The sequence below is a fragment of the Curtobacterium sp. MMLR14_006 genome (assembly GCF_001864985.1).
Lineage (GTDB): Bacteria > Actinomycetota > Actinomycetes > Actinomycetales > Microbacteriaceae > Curtobacterium.
Genome location: NZ_MJGU01000012.1, coordinates 326786 through 345791, shown reverse-complemented (window position 1 = coordinate 345791; position 19006 = coordinate 326786). Strand labels below are relative to the sequence as shown.

The window sequence follows — 19006 nt, the reverse complement described above, 5'->3', positions numbered from 1 at the left end:
AACGGGGTCCGCGCCGCCCCCGGCACGGACCCCGCTACGCCTGCGGTGACTACCGGGCCGTGGCCACGGCGTCGTTCGTCCCCGCTGCGACGCTCACGGGTGCACCCGTGACCGGCGTGGGCCGTCCCAGGGAACGGACGGACCACCCCGCTCGGACCCAGTCCTGGACCGGGAGGCAGTTGCGCGCGTCGACGACCACGCGGCGGCCGACGAGGTCGGCGAGCCGAGCGGCGTCGGCCGTGACGACCTCGTCCCACTCGGTGAGCACGAGCACGACGTCGGCGTCCTCGACGGCGTCCTCCATCGAGGTCGCGTACGTCAGCGTCGGGAAGGAACGCCGGGCGGTCTCGAGCGCCTCGGGGTCCCAGAGCGTCACCTGGGCGCCGCGCAGGTGCAGCGCCGCGGCGACGTTGAGCGCTGGCGAGTCGCGGACGTCGTCGGTGAGGGGCTTGAACGCGGCCCCGACCACCGCGACGCGGCGGTTCAGGACGGACCCGCCGAGGGCCTCGATCGTCATGTCGATGACGCGCTCGCGCTGACCCATGTTGATCTCGTCGACCTGCTGCATGAGTCCGACGACGCGGCCCGCGCCGAGCTCGTTGGCGCGGTGCATGAGGGCGCGGATGTCCTTCGGCAGGCAGCCGCCGCCGAAACCGAGCCCTGCGTTCAGGAACTTCCGACCGATGCGGGCGTCGTGGCCGAGGGCGTCGGCCAGCGTGGTGACGTCGGCGCCGGTGATCGCGCACATCTCGGAGATGGCGTTGATGAACGAGATCTTCGTGGCGAGGAACGCGTTCGCGCTCACCTTGACGAGCTCGGCCGTGGCGAGGTCGGTCGTGATGACCGGGGTGCCCTCGGCGATCGGTGCGGCGTAGACCTCGCGGATCACGGCGTCGGCGGCCTCGGACGCGCCACCCCAGACCAGGCGGTCCGGGTGCAGGGTGTCGTCAACGGCCTTGCCCTCGCGCAGGAACTCCGGGTTCCAGATGAGCTCCGCGGCGATGCCGACCGGGGCGAACTCGCTGACGATGCCCCGCAGCCGGGCGGCGGTGCCGACCGGGACGGTCGACTTGCCGACGATCAGACCCGGGTGGGTGAGGTGCTCGGCGACACCGCGTGTCGCGGCCTCGACGTACGTCAGGTTCGCGGCGTGCGACCCGGCACGCTGCGGGGTGCCGACGCAGACGAAGTGGACGTCGGCCGCCGCCACGGCCTCGGCGAGCGAGGCGGTGAAGCGGAGCTTGCCGCTGGCGACGTGCTTCGTGATGAGCTCGGGCAGCCCCGGCTCGTAGAACGGGACCTCGCCGGCCGACAGCGCGGCGAGCTTCGCCGGATCGACGTCCACGCCGATGGTCTCGAAGCCCATCTCGGCCATGGCGGCCGCGTGGGTGGCGCCGAGGTAGCCGGTGCCGATGACGCTGATGACGGGAGCGGGACGGACGTCGGCGGACGGGGTGGCGGCGGAAGAAGCGGACGCGGTCATGGCGTGACCTCCTGCAGGTCGTAGTCGATGTCGGTGCGCTTGATGCCCTCGGCGAAGGCCGCCAGGGAGTCGGCGCGGGAGTTGAGCCGCCAGTCGTTCGTCGTGCGCTTGCCGTCGACGATGGTGGTGGCGGTCTCGCTGAAGTAGGCGAAGCCGACGATGTCCGCGTTGGCGGGGTCGGCGACAGCGTCGAAGAGCGAGGTGATCCACTGCGTCTTCTGCGAGTTCGACACGCTGCCCCCGGTCTCGGTCGCGCCGATCTCGTTGAGCACGATGCCCTTGCCCGGCGCGATCTGCCGGATCTGGGCGAGCGTGGCACCGAACGTGTTCGCGAAGGTGGGCTGCTCAGCGGTGTCGCGGTAGTAGCCGCTCATGCCGACCCAGTCCACGTACTCGGATCCGGGGTAGTACTGCTGCATGTAGTCGAGCGTCTGGTACTTCGGGTTGCCGAGCTTGTCGATGCGCGACGGCGACCAGTCCCAGATGGCGTACTGGTTGGCGCCGTTGTCCTCGAAGACCTGCCAGACGTGCTGCCACATCCGCTTGTAGGAACCGGCGGCGTTCTGCTGCTTCGCCGACTCGGACCAGTTGTACCACTGGCCGTTCATCTCGTGGTCGAAGCGGATGACGAGTGGCTGCCCGTTGGCCGCGAGGGCCTTCGCGTACTTCGTCAGGTAGGCATCGAAGCTGCCCGAGGTGATGTCCTCGTTGGTGTAGCCCTCGACGTACGGCTGGTCGTTGCCGGTCAGTGCGGGGACGGACTCCCACGTCATCATCGGCAGGCGACCGTTGGCCCAGGACCGCTGGACGGCGTTCTGGTTGAAGTCCTGGTCGAAGCCCTGGAAGAAGCCGACCATGTTCGTGGCCCGGCCGACCTGGCGGGACACGTCGTCGTACTCGGCCCAGTTGAAGGGCGACTGCGCCGTGTACAGGCCGTACCAGCGGGACTGCTGCGCGAGCACCTCGGCCTTTGTCGGGACGTCGACCGGCGTCGGGCCGGGGTCCGTGGACGGACCGGGGTTCGGGTTGGTGGCTCCGGTGCCGGTACCGCCGCCGGAGCCGTTCCCGGAACCGGAGCCGTTGCCCGCACCGGAACCCGGCCCACTGCCCGATCCGTTGTCGGACCCGACGCCGCCGACACCACCGGCGGCACCGCCGCCGCCGGAACCCGAGCCGGACCCGCTGCCGGCACCGACGCCCGAGGCGGAACCACCGGACGAACCGGAACCCGCGGCGTCGACGGAGGACGCGCCTCCCGAGCTGGAGGCAGCACCGAGCTGGGACCGGAGCGACGCGATCTGCGCCTGCAGCTGGTCGATCTGGTCTCCGCGCGAGCCGGACTGCGCGGTGCGCGAGTCGAGCTTGCCCTCGAGTGCCCAGATGCGCTTCTGGGCGGCGTCGAGCTTGGTCTGCAGCTCCGCGGCCGAGACCTTGGTGGACTTAGGCGCCTCGACCCCGAGCGCCTGGTGCACGGCGGTGGAGACGGGGCCGGACGGGGACACCCAGACGGACCAGGTGATGAGGCCGAGGGTCAGGACGATCGCGGTCGTCCCGATGGCCGTGCGGCGGGCGTGCTTGCTCGACTGCGCCCACCAGGCGCTCGAGGATCGGATGATGTCAGACAATGAGGAACGCCTCCAGGGCGAAGATCGCGATGCCGATCACGTACGGGATCGCGGCGTACGGGTTGTACCGGCGGGTCGTGGTCGGGGCGGTCGTCCGCGCGGCTGCGGACGCCGCCTGCGACGCGGCGGCCTCGCGCCGGGTCGCCAGGACGGTCGCGGTGGAGTTGGTGGTGGCGTCGGCACCGAAGAGCTCGTCGAACGCGCGGTCGGCGGCCACCTGGTCGTCACCCCGGACACGGGCGACACCGTCGGCGGCGTGCGTCCCGCCGGCGAGCGGCCCGGTGGCCGCGTCGACCGGGCTGACCGGTGCCGCGCCGAAGCCTGCGGGCAGGGCGGCGTCGGACGGGTCCTCCTGCATCGGGCCGCCGGCGTAGGCGCCGGCCCGGGTCCCCCAGCCGGACGCGTGCGCCAGGCGGAAGAACCCGATGAGCCGGATCGGCATGAGGAAGAACGTCGACACGATGATGAACATCGGCAGGCGGAAGAAGTCGCTCGGCTTCTCGGCGAGGTGGCGCATCTGCCGGATCGCCATGCTGAGCACCGACGAGACGACCATGAGCGCCGCCACGTAGACGAAGCCGGTCGAGAACCCGTACTGCGACAGGATGCCCTGGTACAGGTTCTCGCCCTGCCCGGTGAGGGCGCGGTAGATCCAGCCGGCGATGACGCCGAAGAGCATGAACGGCAGGATGATGTCGGTGATGAAGAAGGCGGCGAGGATCGGCGCGTGGCCGAGCATCCAGGGCAGCATCCGCAGCGTGTTGTACTGCGAGCCGCGGGCCCAGCGGAGCTGCTGCTTGAACAGCTTCTTCACCTGCAGCGGGGCGTCCGTGTAGACCAGCGACGTGTACTGGTAGACGGTGCGGTACCCCTCCTTGAGCGTGAGGTTCGTCAGCGTGCGGTCGTCCGAGACCTCCAGGAACACGCCCATGAACTTCTCGTGCATGAAGCGGTCCATGACCCGCACCAGGATGTTCCGGCGGAACGCGATGGTCCGGCCCGGCAGGCAGCCGATCTGGCCGAGGACGCTCTGCGCGGGCATCGAGTACAGCGCACGCGAGTTCTCGAGCCAGTCGGCCCAGCGGGTGATCCAGCTGCGCTCCGGCTCGAGGATGCGCTGCCGGGTCGTGACACCGCCGACCGACTCGTCCGAGAACGGCTTGAGCAGCTCGTCGAGGGTGCCGGGCGTCCACACCGTGTCGGAGTCGACGAGCACGGTGATGTCGCCGTTCGACATCTCGGTGCCGACCTTGACGGCGTTGCGCTTGCCCGGGATGGGCGTGTGGGTCCAGCGGACGAGTGGGGCGAACTCGTCGCAGACGGCTTCGAGTGCCTCGTTGCGGGCACCGTTGATGACGACGATGATCTCGCCGGGTCGCTGCTCGACCATGCGACCGATGACGTCGCGGAACAGGTCGAGCGGTTCGTCCACGACGGGGACGACGACGCTGGTGGTACCGACGAAGGTGCCGGTGAAGGGGCGGTAGCGGGCGGACAGGACGACCTTGAGCAGCCAGAGCAACCAGATCACCGCGGAGTACACGGCGAACAGGTAGAACTCGGGGTGCCCTTCGACCATCTGCCTGATCTGCAGAATGAAGGTGAACATCGATCCCTGCTTCAACGTTCGAGGTGGAGATTCCGCGCCATCGGGGAATCAGGGTCGGTTCGGGTGACCCCATTGATGCAGACCGCGGACCCCCGCGCAACGCGGCCCCCGAGCGGGGGTGTTACCGGCGCGTTACGGGGTACACGCCGGTCCCCCTCCGGTGTCGCCATCGTGGTCCCCCGTCGTGCTGACAGCACTCCGGCGGACCGCGTTCACCCTGCCGGTCACCCTGCTGCCCGAGGGCAGCGGACGGGAGGCACGGCTCGCCGACCCGGGAAACCCCCGGTCAGCAGGTGGTTGCGTGCACTGCCGTCGTCAGCCGTTGCGATCAGCGTCGACTTGGACCGCTACACCGATCACGGCGCGGTAACGGTCGCTGGCCGGGGTACACGGAGGGCCGGAACGGGGGACGTCCGGCGTCATCACGAATTCACCTGCGCGGGTCGGGTCTGCACGGCGTGAACTCTGCTGCCCGGGCGTGTCGGGGCACGCGTGGGAGGGGCCGGGATGCCTGCCGCGCCACGGGTGATCACCCTCGGCAGTCCGCCCCTGACGCTCGTCCCGTCGGTCCTTCCCATCGGTCGTGCCATGGGAAGCTGTTCCGCGCATGGTCAGACGGAAGGAACGGCCTTCTACGCGCGGAACAGCTCCCGACGCGCGGAACGACCTCCGACGCGCGGAACTGCAACCGGGGCCTCGCAGCCGTCCGGACGCCGGCTCAGGCGACGGCTCAGGCGCCGGTTCAGGCGCCGGGTCAGGCGCCGGCTCGGGCGCCGGCTCAGGCGCCGTAGAACTCGCGCTCGAACACCTGCCGCGCGCGGCGCGTGACGCCGAGGTAGTCCTCCTCGAGCTCGCTCGCCGACCCCGGCGGGTACTCCAACAGCCGCGCCACACCCTCGAGTTGGACGCGGTCGACGGGCAGCACGTCGGTGGTCTTCCCCGACCACAGGACGAGGGCGCTCCGGGTGCGCGACGCGAACCGCCACGCGGCCCCGAGCCGCTCGCCGTCCTCGGCGGCGACGAAGCCCGCGGCGACCGCACCGTGGAGCGCCTCGAGGGTGGAGGTCGTGCGGAGCGCCGGGACCTCGAGCGCGTGCTGCAGCTGCAGGAGCTGGACGAACCACTCCACGTCGCTCAGCGATCCCCGACCGAGCTTGAGGTGCCGGGCCGGGTCGGCGCCGCGCGGCAGCCGCTCGGACTCGACGCGGGCCTTGATGCGCCTGACCTCGCGGACCTCGTTGTCGTCGATGTGGTCCGGGTAGCGGGTGCGGTCGGCCAGGTGCTCGAAGTCGCGGAGCAGCTGCTCGTCGCCGACGGCGCCGCGGGCACGCAGCAACGCCTGCGCCTCCCACGTGAGCGACCAGCGGGCGTAGTACGCGCCGTACGACTCGAGGGTGCGGACGACGGGTCCGTTCTTCCCCTCGGGGCGCAGGTCGATGTCGAGGTCGAGCGGGTGGATCGTGTCCTCGGTGAGCCGGTTCAGCTCGCGCACGATCGCCTGGGCGGCGCGGGACGCCACCTCGGGCGCCAGGTCGGGTGCCCGGTGGACGTAGAGCACGTCGGCGTCCGAGCCGAAGCCGAGCTCGCGGCCGCCGAACCGGCCCATCGCGATGATCCCGAACTCCAGGCCCTCGGGGGCGTCGCGGCGGGCCAGGGCGAGCGCACCGGCGAGCGTGGCCTCGGTGACGTCGCTGAGGGCCGGCCCGAGGCCGTCGACGTCGAGGTGTCCGAGCACCGCGGCCATGCCGAGCCGCAGCGTCTCGCGCCGTCGGGCCGACCGCAGCAGCGCGGCGGACCCGTCGACGTCGTTGCCGTGCCGGGCGGTCGTCGCGGTCATCTCGGCGAGCAGCGACTCGATCGGGCGGGGCCGGAGCAGGGACTCGGGTTCGTCGAGCCAGGCGACGGCCTCCGGGAACCGTTCGAGCAGTCCGGCGAGGAACGCCGACTCGGAGAGCACGGTCGTCAGTGAGTGCGCCGCGCCGGACGAGTCGCGGAGCATCCGGAGGAACCAGCTCGACTCCCCCAGGGTGTCGCTCAGGCGGCGGAAGGCCAGCAGGGCACGGTCGGGCGCCGGCCCCTCGGCCATCCACCGCAGGAGCACCGGCAGCAGGTTGCGCTGGATGGCGGCGCGACGGCTCGTGCCCTGCGTCAGGGCGCGGATGTGCCGGATCGCGCCGGCCGGGTCGACGAAGCCGATCGCCCCGAGCCGGTCGACCACCTGGTCGTTCGTCAGGGCGACGCCGTCGGCGGCCGCGACGGCGGACAGCAGCGGACGGTAGAACAACCGCTCGTGCAGACCGCGGACCTCGAGCTTGACGGCACGCCAGCGCGTCTCGAGTGCCGCGGCGGACGTCGCGACGCCGCTCGACCGGGCGAGGACCCGCAGCTCCTCTTCGTCGGTCGGCATGAGGTGCGTGCGCTGCAGGCGGCGCAGCTGGATGCGGTGCTCGAGGACGCGCAGCAGGGCGTAGTCGGGTCCGAAGCGGGCGGCCTCGGCCCGGCCGACGTACCCGGCGTCGGTCAGGGCGTCCATCGCCTCGAGCGTCGACCGGACCCGCACGGAGGGGTCGTCGCGGCCGTGCACGAGCTGCAGCAACTGCACCGTGAACTCGACGTCGCGCAGGCCGCCGGGGCCGAGCTTGAGCTGCCGGTCGACGTCCGCGTCCGGGATGTGCTCGGTGACGCGCTCGCGCATCCGCTGCACGGACTCGACGAAGCCGGGCCGGCCGGACGAGCTCCACACGAAGGGTGCGACGGCCTCGGCGTAGCGCCGGCCGAGGTCGGCCGACCCGGCGATCGGCCGCGCCTTCAGCAGAGCCTGGAACTCCCATCCCTTCGCCCAGCGCTCGTAGTAGGCCACGTGCGAGTCGAGGGTGCGGACGAGCGCGCCGTCCTTGCCCTCGGGCCGCAGGTTCGCGTCGACCTCCCACAGGGCCGGCTCGGCGGCGAGGTCGGTGATGGCGTGCGTCGCGGCGATCGCGATCCGGGTGGAGACGAGCACCGCGCGGTCGGTGGGCACCGCGTCGGTGGCCTCGGTGACGAAGATGACGTCGACGTCGCTCACGTAGTTCAGCTCGCGCGCGCCGGCCTTGCCCATCGCGATGACCGCGAGCGGGGTCGCGGCGACGTCGTCGGCCGGGAACGGGACCTCGCGCCGGGCGACCTGCACCGCTGCCTCGAGCGCGGCGCCGGCCAGGTCGGCGAGCCCGGCGGCGACGCTCGGGAACGCCTCGGTCGGGGCGGCGTGCAGCACGTCGTACAGCGCGATCTGGGCGAGGTGCCGTCGGTAGCGCACCCGCAGGCGGACGCGGGCGTCCTCGCCCGTGGTGCCGTCCACCGCCCGCACCAGCGACTCCGTGTAGCGCTCCTGCGACCACGGCTCGCGCACCGGTTCGAGGAGCAGGTCGAGCTCCGCCGGCCGACGGTGCAGGAACTCGCCGAGCCCGACCGAGGCACCGAGCAGGCGGACCAGGCGCTCGGTCGCGGCCTCGTCGGCGAGCACGGGCCGCAGCGCGTCCGGGGCGCGCTCGAGCAGGCGCTCCAGCGACCGCAGCGCACCGTCCGGGTCCGCGGTCACGCCCCAGAGCGCGCCCCCGCCGTCGACGGGCAGGGGCACGTCGGCCCCGAACCGTTCGCGCAGGTCGGCGATCCGCTCGAGGCTCTCCGACAACTCGGCGAAGCCCAGGCGCGCCAACTCGGATCGTGACGTCGTCGTCCGACCGGTCATCTGGTGCGCACTCCGCCTACAGCGCGCCGAGGTTGGTGTCGAGCTCGAACGGCGTCACCTGGTCGCGGTACCGCTTCCACTCCTGGCGCTTGTTGAGGAGCACGAAGTTGAACACCTGCTCGCCGAGGGTCTCGGCGACGAGCTCGGAGTCCTCCATCAGGCTCAGCGCGTGGTCGAGGCTCGCCGGCAGCTGGCTGTAGCCGAGGGCCTTGCGCTCCGAGTCGCTGAGGCTCCAGACGTTGTCCTCGGCCTCGGCGGGGAGCTCGTACTCCTCCTCGATGCCCTTCAGCCCGGCGGCGAGCAGGAGCGAGTACGCCAGGTACGGGTTCGCCGCGGAGTCGATGCCGCGGTACTCGATGCGCGACGACTGGCCCTTGTTCGGCTTGTACAGCGGCACGCGGACGAGCGCGGACCGGTTGTTGTGGCCCCAGGTGACGAACGAGGGGGCCTCGTCGCCGCCCCACAGGCGCTTGTACGAGTTGACGAACTGGTTCGTCACGGCGGTGATCTCCGGCGCGTGCTTGAGCACACCGGCGATGAAGTGCTTGGCGGTCTGCGAGAGCTGGTACTGGCCGCCGGCCTCGTAGAACGCGTTCTGGTCGCCCTCGAACAGCGAGACGTGGGTGTGCATGCCCGAGCCGGGCTGGCCGGAGATCGGCTTCGGCATGAACGTCGCGTAGACGCCCTGCTCGATCGCGACCTCCTTCACGACGGTGCGGAAGGTCATGATGTTGTCGGCCATCGTGAGCGCGTCCGCGTACCGCAGGTCGATCTCGTTCTGGCCGGGGCCGGCCTCGTGGTGGCTGTACTCCACCGAGATGCCGAGGTCCTCGAGCATCCGCACCGAGCGGCGGCGGAAGTCGTGGGCGCTGCCGCCGGGCACGTTGTCGAAGTAACCGGCCTGGTCGACGGGCTGCGGGCCGCCGTCCCGCCACTCGCGGCTCTTGAGCAGGTAGAACTCGATCTCGGGGTGCGTGTAGAACGTGAACCCGCGGTCGCTCGCCCGGGCCAGGGTGCGCTTCAGCACGTTGCGCGGGTCGGCGACGGCCGGCTGCCCGTCCGGGGTCGTGATGTCGCAGAACATCCGCGCGGTCGGGTCGATCTCGCCGCGCCACGGCAGGATCTGGAACGTCGAGGGGTCCGGGTGCGCGAGCACGTCGGCCTCGTAGCTGCGGGTGAGGCCCTCGATCGCGGAGCCGTCGAACCCGATGCCCTCGGCGAAGGCGCCCTCGACCTCGGCCGGGGCGATCGCCACCGACTTGAGCGTCCCGATGACGTCCGTGAACCAGAGTCGGATGAACTTGATCCCGCGCTCCTCGATGGTGCGGAGCACGAAGTCCGTCTGCTTGTCCATGCACGACCTTTCCGTGTATCGGGTGGCCGCGGGCGGGCCTGGTCCCAGGCTAGTGGTCCGGTGGGACGGACGGGGTGCGGCCGGACGGGTCAGCGGTCCTCGGCGTCCCACTTCTCGTTGTTCGCGGCGATGCGGTCGAGCGCGTGCTGCGCCTCCTCGCGCGTGGCGAAGGGGCCGATGCGGTCACGCTGCGGCGACTGCGGCCCCTGCTCGACCTGGCCGGTCTTGTCGTTGAACCACCACTGGGACTCGATGCGCTCGTCACTCATGCCGCCCACCGTACCGACGCGGCGCGTCGGTGGTCCGCGCGCCGCCGCGCCGCGCTGGTGGCCGTGCGGTCGGCTGTCGGGGGCGCCCCGCGCCCGGGGTGACGGCCTGGAGGCCCGGCCTGCGCCCGGCGGACCGGTGCCGCGCCTCCAGGCGGTCGCGTCCCGGCGCACACGTGGGCGGCCGCTCGGGACCCGCGCGGCGTCGGGCGCGGCCCCGGCTAGAGTGGTCCGCATGCCCCGGGACGAACACGGACACCTGACCGCCGGCCGCGTCTCCCCCCAGCTGGCCGTCCCGCGGGACATCGAGCGGCCGGAGTACGTCGGCAGGGTCGAACCGCACGAGCACGGACTCGGCGACACCTACACCCCGGACGAGGTCGAGCGGATCCGCACCGCGGGCCGGATCGCCTCGCGGGCCATCGACGCCGTCGCCGCGGCGATCCGCCCGGGCGTCACCACCGACGAGCTCGACCGCATCGGGCACGAGTACGTCGTCGCGCACGGCGCCTACCCCTCGACGCTCGGCTACCGCGGGTACCCGAAGTCGTTGTGCTCGAGCCTCAACGAGGTGATCTGCCACGGGATCCCGGACGACACCGTGCTGCAGGACGGCGACATCGTCAACATCGACATCACCGCCTACAAGGACGGCATGCACGGTGATACGAACCGCACGTTCGTCGTCGGGCAGGCCTCGCAGGAGGTCGAGGACCTCGTCACCCGCACTCGACTCGCCCTCGAGCGCGGCATCAAGGCCGTGGCGCCCGGTCGCCAGGTCAACGTCATCGGCCGCGCCATCGAGGCGTACGCGAAGCGCTTCGGCTACGGGGTGGTCCGCGACTACACCGGCCACGGCGTCGGGCGGGCCTTCCACTCCGGCCTGATCATCCCCCACTACGACGCCCCGCAGTACGACACCGTCATCGAGCCGGGCATGGTGTTCACCATCGAGCCCATGCTGACGCTCGGCGGGGTGGCGGCGGACATCTGGTCCGACGACTGGACGGTCTCCACGCGGGACAAGTCCTGGACCGCCCAGTTCGAGCACACCCTCGTCGTCACCGAGCGCGGCGCGGAACTCCTCACCGTCTCCTGAGACCCCCACCGAAAGGCTCCTCATGACCACCCTCGCAGTCGGCGTCGACATCGGCGGTACGGGCATCAAGGGCGCGATCGTCGACGTCGCCTCCGGCGAACTGACGACCGACCGGATCAAGAAGGCCACCCCCGAGGGCGGGAAGCCCCACGACATCGTCGCGGTCGCGAAGTCCATCGTCGAGGAGCTCGCCCCGGCCGCCGACGTCCCGGTGGGCGTGTGCTTCCCGGCCATCGTCCGTGACGGCAAGACGATGTCGGCCGCCAACGTCTCGAAGAAGTGGATCGGCTTCGAGGCCGAGGCGCTGTTCGAGAAGGAGCTCGGCCGCTCCATCCACTTCGTCAACGACGCCGACGCCGCCGGGTTCGCCGAGCAGCAGTTCGGTGCGGCGAAGGGCAAGGACGGCCTCGTCATCGTCACGACGCTCGGCACCGGGATCGGCACCGCGCTCATCAACGACGGCGTGCTCATCGTCAACTCCGAGCTCGGGCACCTGGAGATCGACGGCCACGACGCCGAGTCGCGGGCCTCGTTCGCAGCCAAGGAGCGCGACGACCTGTCGTGGAAGCACTGGGCGAAGCGCCTGCAGCACTACTACTCGACGCTCGAGGCCCTGCTCTCCCCGGAGCTCTTCGTCGTCGGCGGCGGCGTCTCGAAGCAGCACGAGGAGTACCTGCCGCTGCTCGACCTGCAGGCCGACATCATCCCGGCGACGCTCCGCAACAACGCGGGCATCATCGGCGCGGCGACCCTGGCGGCGCAGAGCGCCTGACGCACCTGGCCGAGCGGCGAGGCCAGCGTGCCCGGCGTGCTCGGCGTGCTCGGCGTGCTCGTCGGCCATGACGGGCGATGTGCACGGCCGGCGAGGTCGCACGACACGCCGCGGGCGCGTCGCCCGGGTCGCGCGAGGTGCCGCACGTCAGCCGTCCGGGCGGCACTCCGTGCGACCTCGGCGGCTCCGGCCCCGTGCCGCACGCGTGGCGTGCACGGGCCGCGAGCCCGCGAGCCTGCGTGCCCGGGCGGCGGGGTCGCACGACACGCCGCGGGCGCGTCGCCCGGGTCGCGCGAGGTGCCGCACGTCAGCCGTCCGGGCGGCACTCCGTGCGACCTCGGCGGGGCCGGCCCCGGGTCGCACGCGCTAGGCTTGCCGTGCGAATGGGTCGGTGAGACGGTCGCGTCACTCCTCCGGGAGTGCCGAGGAACGTCCGGGCTCCACAGAGCAGGGCGGTGGGTAACACCCACCCGGAGCAATCCGCGAGACAGTGCCACAGAAAGCAGACCGCCGGCGGCGACGTCGGTAAGGGTGAAACGGTGGTGTAAGAGACCACCAGGGGTCCGGGTGACCGGATCCGCTCGGTAAACCTCGCCCGGAGCAAGGTCAGACAGAGGACGCTGAGGCTGCTCGCCGAGTCCTCGGGTAGACCGCTGGAGGCCGACGGCAACGTCGGTCCGAGAGAGATGGCCGTCACCGCCGCGCGAGCGGCGGGACAGAACCCGGCGTACGGCCGGCCCATTCGCCCACACCACGCTGCGGGCTGCCGCCCGCGGTGGCGACCGTCGGAAGGCGCTGACGTGTACCTGCCCGAAGCCCTCGCGCCGTCGTACCTGCGCGCGACGCGGGCGAACCGGCCCTACCGGACCGTCGAGGGCGCGGCGCGCGAGGTCCGCCGCCACGGTCGGCACCCCGAACCGGCCGTCCCGCCGGAGCGCCTGCGGCTGCGCCCGGACGTCGCCGTCACGGTGCGTCGCGAGCACGGTCGACCGGTGTACACCGTCAGGCCCACCCGGTCGACGCCCGTCGGCGAGACCGTGTACGTCCACGGTGGCGGGTGGGTGCACGACATCAGCCGGCAGCACTGGGCGCTCGTCGCGCAGGTCGCCGCCGAGTCGAACACCACCGTCACCGTGCCGCTGTACGCGCTGCTCCCCCACGGCGACGCCGCGGCGGCCGTCGCGCTCGTCGTGCACCTGTTCGAGGCCGCGACGGCGTCCGGCCACGAGGTGCGCCTGGCCGGCGACTCGGCCGGCGGCCAGGTCGCCCTGTCCGCCGCGCTCGCCCTCCGCGACCGCGGACACCGGGCCGTGCGCACCGTCCTGCTCGCGCCGGCGCTCGACCTGACGATGGCGAACCCGCGGGTCGCCGACGTGCTGCCGTCCGACCCGTGGCTCGGTGTCGACGGGCTCCGCCACCTCGGCGCGCAGTGGGCCGGGCGCCTCCCCGTGACGAACCCGGCGGTGAGTCCCCTGGCGGGCGACCCGACCGGGCTCGGCCCGGTCCTGTTGCTCACGGGCACGCGCGACGTCCTCAACCCGGACGCGCACCTGCTCGCCGCGGGGGCCCGGGCCGCCGGCGTCGACGTCGAGCTCGTCGAACGCCGCGGGGCCGTGCACGTGTTCCCGCTGCTGCCGACCCGTCCCGCCGCAGCAGCCCGCGACCGCATCGTCGCCGCGCTGCGCGCCTGAGACGCGGGCGACGGGGCGCGGCTCGGGCAGGCCGATCCCGGCCCGGCCCTGCCCGGGCCAGGGCCGGGTCTCGGCTACAGGCCAGACTCGGCCGTGCGCACCAGGATCGCGTCGCTGTCGGGGCAGAGCACGACGTCGTCCGGAGCGGCACGGCGGATGTCCTGCAGGTCCGAGTTGGTGAGCGACACCCCGGAGGCCGTGGACACGCCGCCCTGCAGCAGCGAGGCGCCGAAGCCGTAGCGGGCGCGCTGCCGGTCGTACAGCGCGAGCAGGTCGGCCGGCACCTTCGCGGCGACGGCGGCGCGGCTCTGCTCGGCCGAGTCCTTGTCGCCGGTCAGCCGTGCGATCTCGGCGTCACGGTCGGCGACGAGCCCGGCGCGTGCGGCGTCGACGTCGGCGAGCTTCGCCTCGACGTCGCCCACCCGCGCGCGGAGCACGTCGAGGTTCTCCATGATCTCGAGCTCGGCGGTCTCGAGGCCGCCGATGCGCCGCTGCAGCGACTCGAGCTCGCTCTGCAGGCCGGCGGCGTCCTTCGAGTTCGAGACGTTCTGCAGCATGGTGGTGTCGCGCTCGATGCGGGCCTGGGCGGTCGCGGTGTCGGACTCCAGGCGGGCGAGCTCGCGCTCGGCGTCCTCGACCTCGCCGGTGGCCGCCACGAGCTCGCTGCGGAGCCCGGCGGCCCTGGTGCCGAGCTCGGTGAGCTGGTCGCCCTTCTGCAGCGACGTGATGCGGTGCGCGATCCGGGTGACGTCGTTGTCGAGTCGTTGGAGGTCGAGGAGGATGACCTGGTCCTCGGGTGCTGCCTTCATGGTCAGACTCCTTCAGTGGGGGTGGTGGGTTCGGCGGCCGGCAGGACGGCGAAGTCCCACGGATCGGTGCGGAGGTCGCTCACGGTGACGCGGACGCCGGCGGCCTCGCGCAGCTGCGCCGCCGCGACGTCGAGCCAGAGCCACTCGGTGGCCCAGTGCGACGTGTCGACGAGGGCCGGTCCGCCGTGGAGCAGTGCCTGTTCGCGGAACTCGGACGCCGGGTGGTGGCGGAGGTCGCTGGTGACGTACACGTCGGCGTCGAGCACGGCGGGGTGACCGAGCAGGGAGTCGCCGGCACCGGCGCAGAGTGCGACGGTGCGGACGGGCTGGTCGAAGTCCCCGGAGACGCGGACGCCGGTGGCGGTCGGCGGCAGCAGGTCGACGAGCCGCCGGGCGAGCGCACCGAGCGTGGTCGGCTCGGCCAGCACGCCTACGCGGCCGATGCCGGTCGCGGGGTCGGATCCGGCGTCGAGCGGGCGCTGCTCGGTCAGGCCGATGCGGTCGGCGAGCACGGCCGAGGTGCCGGTGGTGACGACGTCGGCGTTGGTGTGGGCGGCGACCAGGGCGCAGCCGCCCCGCACCAGGGTCGCGAGCACGCTGCCCTTGTAGGTGGTCTCGGCGATCGTGGTCACCCCGCGCAGCAGCAGCGGGTGGTGCGTCAGGAGGAGCCCGGCTCCGAGGCCGACCGCTTCGCGCGCGGTGGCCGGCACGGCGTCGACGGCCAGGTGCACGTGCTCGACGACGGCATCGGGGTCTCCGGCGACCAGGCCCACGCTGTCCCAGGACTCCGCGCCCGCGGCGGGCCACAGGTCCTCGATCACGGCCTGGAGTTCGCGGAGCGTCGGCATCCCGTCAGTCTACCGAGGCGTCCGCCCCGTCAGCGGCCGAGCAGGTGCAGCAGCCGGGCCACGAGACGCGACCACCAGCCCGGGCGCTCCGCCTCGGCCTGCTGCGGAGCCGGCTCGTGCACGACGGGTCCGGCGGGCACGACCGCGTCCGGCAGGACGACGGGTGTGCTCGCGGTCCGGCCCTGGTGCGCCGTGAGCGCGGCGGCGAACGCAGCGCGGTCGATGACGGTCGGCCCGGTGGCGGGCTGGACGAGCGGCGTCGGTCGCGTGTTCGCGGACACCGGTGACACGGCCGGGAGGCCCGCCACCGGACGCACGGGTTCGTCGCGTTCCGGGAGCACCAGCTCCACGGCCGGGCGCGCCGTCGCGACGTCGGCTCGCAGTCCCGGCGTGCTGCGGCCGGTCGGCCCGGGTGCCGGGACGACGACGAGGGGGACGGGTGTCGTCGCGGCACGGCGGGCCGCGGCGCGGTCGCGGCGGTCGGCCTCGAGGGCGGCGTCGGCGAGCAGGTCGGCGAACACCGTGCGGGCGAAGTCGCGGGCGGCGCGCACCTCGGGGTCGTCGGTGCCGGCGACGGTGGCCTCCCAGGCCGCGAGGCGTGCGAGGTCCTCGTCGCGGCGTCGGACCTCGTCCTCGAGCAGCACGATGCGCTCGACGGCGCTGCGACCGGTCGACGAGGCGACCTCGACGGCCAGGTCCTCGATGCGCAGGGCGATCCGCTCCGGCGGTTCCGGGAACGACGGCGCGCACGAGGCGGCGTGCCGGGCGTGGTCGCGCACGCGGTCGCGGCGGAACGCCGGGGCCGGGGCCGGGGTCGCGGTCGTCGCTGCCGACAGACCCGCCGACGACGTCGCCGCCGTGGCCTCGGGGACCGGAGCCTCGGACGTCGGGGTCGCACCGGCGTCGGCACCGCGCTCGGCGCCGGCGTGTGCCCCGCGCCCGGCTCCGGCGTGTGCACCGCGCTCGGCGCTGGCAGGTGCACTGTGGGCGGGCGTGCGGCGACGGTCCTCGACCGGGGTGGCCGGTGCGAGGTCGGGCCGCTGCACGGGGCCGGTGACAGGCGGGACCACGAGGTCCGCCACGTACGGCGTCCGCGTCGCCGGGGCGTCGCGGAGCCACTCCTCGAGCTCGCGACCGAACGGGTCCACGAGCGGGGTGCGTGCGCCGGACTGGGTCTCCATGTCCGAAGGGTAAATATCGCAGGACCCGGATCGTCGGACATCCGCGGTGTGTCGCCGGGTTCGGTGACATGTCGCACGGAACGTGAACGGCGTGTCGGCCGTGGTGCGGGTGCTCGTCAGAGCGCGTGTTCGAGGTCGTCGAGGAGCGAGCGCCCCGCCGGCCACGCACCGACCCCGCTCGCGACGTTGACGTGGCCGAGCGCGCCGACCCGCAGCACCGTCGCACCCAGGGTGCGTGCGAAGGCCGTCGCCCGGTCGACGGAGCAGTACGGGTCGTCGTCGCTCACGACCATCCGCGTCGGGACCCGCACGCCGTCGGGCAGCGGTCGCGGGGCGGCGAAGCCCCCTGCGGCCTCCGGGAACCCGGGCGCGGCCGGGTCGGGCGGCGCGACCAGGAACGCGCCGGCGGCCGTCCCCGCGGCGGCGGCGGCGAGCCAGTCCGCCACGGCGAGGACGCCGAGGCTGTGCGCGACGAGCACCGGCGGCTCCGGGCAGGACCGGACGGCACGCGTGATCGCCGCCCGCCAGTCGGCCGGGTCGGGGTCGGTCCACGACGCCGGGTCGATGCGGACGGCACCGGCGCCGCGGTCGTCCTGCCAGACGGACTGCCAGTGCTCCGGGTCGGAGTTCCAGATCCCGGGGACGATCACCCACGGTCGAGGTCTGCGCACCGCGACAGCGTAGCGGCGACCGGGCCGGTCGTCAGCGCTGGAGCGTCTCGCGCGGGTACTCGCCGAACCGGGACGCGTACGCCGCCGAGAACCGCCCGAGGTGCGCGAAGCCCCACCGCACGGCGATGGCCGCCACGGTGGTCTCACCGGCCGAGGAGCGACGGAGCTCCTCGCGCACCCGGTCGAGACGGATGCCCCGGAGCATCGCGTTCGGGGCGGTGCCCACCTGCCGCTGGAACGCCTGCTGCAGACCGCGGACGCTCAGGCCGACGTACTCGGCGACGTCGGTCGTCGACATCGGGGTGTGCGAGTAGGCGTGCATGTACTCGATCGCCTCGCGGACACGGCCGGTCGCGCCCTGGGGCAGGGTCACCTCGGGCGCGAGCACCTGGTGCGGGAAGGTCCGGAGCAGGCTGTGGGCGGTCGCCCGGGCCGTCTCGGCGAAGGCGAGGGCGGACACCGGGCCGGTCCCGAGCACGGTCGCGGCCGCACGCTGCACCTGGGCGTTCCAGCCGCGGAGGTCCTCGGGGTCGGGCGCCGCGGTGTGGTCGAAGACCAGCGGACCGGGCTGGGTGCCGTGCACCTCGGCCGCGATGCCCTCGAGGTACGACCGGTCGAACTGCACCAGGCTCTGCCGGACGTCCTGCAGGTCGAAGGCGAAGGGTCGTCCGGTCGGGAACATCACCGGGTGGCCGGGGCGCAGCGCGACCTCGTCGCGGCCGATGTCGATCCGGCCGCCGCCCTCGGTGGTCCAGTTGACGACGTACTCGCCGCCGTCGTCGATCTCGCCCTGCATGCGGGCGTCGAAGCGGGTCGAGCGGAAGGACATGACGTCGTCCCCGACCACCCGGAACCGGTAGGCGAAGGCCCGGTCGGTCCGGGTCGCGTCGAAGCCGGTCCCCTCGTAGGCGTCCTCGTACATGTGCAGGGCCGCCTCGAGGTCGGCCCCCGACGTCTCGAAGCTGATCCGCGGATCGGCTGGTTCGACTGTCATCGTGCGAATCGTGACACGGCGGTCGTCATCGGCGGGAATCGGCGCCGTCGTGGTGCGGGAAACGGCCCCGTCGTTGCGCGTCGCGGACAACCCGGTCAGCGACGGGCACGCGCCACCGTCCAGCGGTTGCGGTCGTCGACGCGCTCGTAGCGCAGGTCGTCGACGACCATGCGCACCAGGGCGAGCCCGCGACCGCTCTCGGCGAGGTCCTCCGGCAGCCGTGCCGCGTCCGGGTCGACCGTCGCGGGCGAGCCGTCGTCCGACAGCAGCGCGTCGACCCGGTCGTCCCCGATCGCGAGCCGGAGCTGGCAGGAGACGCCGTGCTCGTGCGCGCCGTGCTCGATGACGTTCGAGGTGAGTTCGACGAGCGCGAGTTCGAGTGCCATACGGTCCTCGGCGGAGACCGTCGGTTCGCGGTCCCAGACCCCGGAGAGGAACGTGTGGACCGCGGACACGTCGTCCGGCGGGCACGCGAGCTCGAGCAGGTGCTCGCCGGTCGTCACCGTGCTCACCAGCCGACGACCGCGGCGTCCCCGTCCGGGTACGTGCGCAGGATCTTGTCGATGTTCGAGAGCTTCAGGACCATCTGCACCTGCTCGGACGGTGCGGCGAGTCGGAGGTCGCCGCCGGCCTGCCGAGCGGTCTTCAGGCTGCCGACGAGCGCGCCGAGGCCGGACGAGTCCATGAACTCGACGGCGGAGAGCTCGACCACGATCCGTGCGCGGCCGTTGCCGACCACCTGGGCGACGGTCTCGCGGAACGACGGCGCTGACACCATGTTGAGCCGTCCGCTGCACTCCAGGACGGCGGTGTCGGTCTCCGCCTCGTGTACGACGATGTCCATGCCGTGTGGTCCCCTCGTGTCGGTTCGCCTTGC

At 72.8% G+C, this 19006-nt stretch carries 16 protein-coding genes and 1 other RNA gene; 4 read left to right on the top strand and 13 right to left on the bottom strand.

Annotated elements, in window-relative coordinates; all coding sequences use genetic code 11:
- Positions 1-49: 49 nt before the first annotated feature.
- From BIU94_RS05215 to BIU94_RS05190, 6 genes are all read right to left on the bottom strand, one after another.
- Positions 50-1483, bottom strand: coding sequence for a UDP-glucose/GDP-mannose dehydrogenase family protein (locus BIU94_RS05215; protein ID WP_071255024.1), 1434 nt, complete (start codon positions 1481-1483; stop codon positions 50-52).
- Positions 1480-3108 (bottom strand): glycoside hydrolase family 26 protein, encoded by a 1629-nt coding sequence (locus BIU94_RS05210; RefSeq protein WP_071255022.1) that lies wholly within the window; start codon positions 3106-3108, stop codon positions 1480-1482. Before BIU94_RS05210 ends, BIU94_RS05215 begins: the two co-directional genes overlap by 4 nt.
- Entirely contained in the window at positions 3101-4717 is a 1617-nt protein-coding gene (locus BIU94_RS05205; RefSeq protein WP_071255020.1) for a glycosyltransferase family 2 protein, read from the bottom strand. The genes BIU94_RS05210 and BIU94_RS05205 overlap by 8 nt, the downstream gene beginning before the upstream one ends.
- 778 nt (positions 4718-5495) lie before the next feature.
- Positions 5496-8444 (bottom strand): bifunctional [glutamine synthetase] adenylyltransferase/[glutamine synthetase]-adenylyl-L-tyrosine phosphorylase, encoded by a 2949-nt coding sequence (locus BIU94_RS05200; protein ID WP_071255017.1) that lies wholly within the window; start codon positions 8442-8444, stop codon positions 5496-5498.
- A 16-nt stretch (positions 8445-8460) separates the two neighbouring features.
- The gene (gene glnA, locus BIU94_RS05195) at positions 8461-9798 is read right to left on the bottom strand and encodes a type I glutamate--ammonia ligase (RefSeq protein WP_071255016.1); all 1338 of its coding nucleotides are present in this window, start codon (positions 9796-9798) and stop codon (positions 8461-8463) included.
- Between the two features lie 89 nt (positions 9799-9887).
- Positions 9888-10067: an SPOR domain-containing protein gene (locus BIU94_RS05190; RefSeq protein ID WP_071255015.1), complete on the bottom strand. Its 180-nt coding sequence runs from the start codon at positions 10065-10067 to the stop codon at positions 9888-9890.
- Positions 10068-10299: 232 nt separating this feature from the next.
- On the opposite strand from BIU94_RS05190, the gene map reads away from it, so the two are divergent.
- The 4 genes from map to BIU94_RS05170 all read left to right on the top strand — a co-directional run bounded on the left by map (position 10300) and on the right by BIU94_RS05170 (position 13626).
- The gene (gene map / locus BIU94_RS05185; protein ID WP_071256271.1) at positions 10300-11163 is read left to right on the top strand and encodes a type I methionyl aminopeptidase; all 864 of its coding nucleotides are present in this window, start codon (positions 10300-10302) and stop codon (positions 11161-11163) included.
- A gap of 22 nt (positions 11164-11185) precedes the next feature.
- Positions 11186-11935 (top strand): polyphosphate--glucose phosphotransferase, encoded by a 750-nt coding sequence (ppgK, locus tag BIU94_RS05180; RefSeq protein WP_071255014.1) that lies wholly within the window; start codon positions 11186-11188, stop codon positions 11933-11935.
- Between the two features lie 384 nt (positions 11936-12319).
- Positions 12320-12680: RNase P RNA component class A (rnpB, locus tag BIU94_RS05175), an RNA gene on the top strand.
- 55 nt (positions 12681-12735) lie between these two features.
- Complete coding sequence (locus BIU94_RS05170; protein ID WP_071255011.1) at positions 12736-13626, top strand: alpha/beta hydrolase fold domain-containing protein; 891 nt, start codon at positions 12736-12738, stop codon at positions 13624-13626.
- 74 nt (positions 13627-13700) lie between these two features.
- On the opposite strand, the gene BIU94_RS05165 is transcribed toward BIU94_RS05170, so the two are convergent.
- From BIU94_RS05165 to BIU94_RS05135, 7 genes are all read right to left on the bottom strand, one after another.
- Positions 13701-14435, bottom strand: a complete 735-nt coding sequence (locus tag BIU94_RS05165; RefSeq protein WP_071255010.1) for a zinc ribbon domain-containing protein — start codon at positions 14433-14435, stop codon at positions 13701-13703.
- Positions 14436-14437: 2 nt separating this feature from the next.
- Complete coding sequence (locus BIU94_RS05160; RefSeq protein ID WP_071255007.1) at positions 14438-15283, bottom strand: Nif3-like dinuclear metal center hexameric protein; 846 nt, start codon at positions 15281-15283, stop codon at positions 14438-14440.
- 29 nt (positions 15284-15312) lie between these two features.
- Positions 15313-16464: a hypothetical protein gene (locus tag BIU94_RS05155; RefSeq protein ID WP_071255005.1), complete on the bottom strand. Its 1152-nt coding sequence runs from the start codon at positions 16462-16464 to the stop codon at positions 15313-15315.
- Positions 16465-16580: 116 nt separating this feature from the next.
- Positions 16581-17135, bottom strand: coding sequence for an alpha/beta hydrolase (locus tag BIU94_RS05150; RefSeq protein ID WP_071255003.1), 555 nt, complete (start codon positions 17133-17135; stop codon positions 16581-16583).
- A gap of 31 nt (positions 17136-17166) precedes the next feature.
- Positions 17167-18129, bottom strand: a complete 963-nt coding sequence (locus BIU94_RS05145) for a helix-turn-helix domain-containing protein (RefSeq protein ID WP_071255001.1) — start codon at positions 18127-18129, stop codon at positions 17167-17169.
- A gap of 95 nt (positions 18130-18224) precedes the next feature.
- A complete protein-coding gene (locus tag BIU94_RS05140; protein ID WP_254782925.1) occupies positions 18225-18641 on the bottom strand; it encodes an ATP-binding protein in 417 nt (138 codons plus the stop codon).
- The gene (locus BIU94_RS05135; protein ID WP_071254999.1) at positions 18638-18973 is read right to left on the bottom strand and encodes an STAS domain-containing protein; all 336 of its coding nucleotides are present in this window, start codon (positions 18971-18973) and stop codon (positions 18638-18640) included. The genes BIU94_RS05140 and BIU94_RS05135 overlap by 4 nt, the downstream gene beginning before the upstream one ends.
- Positions 18974-19006 lie beyond the last annotated feature (33 nt).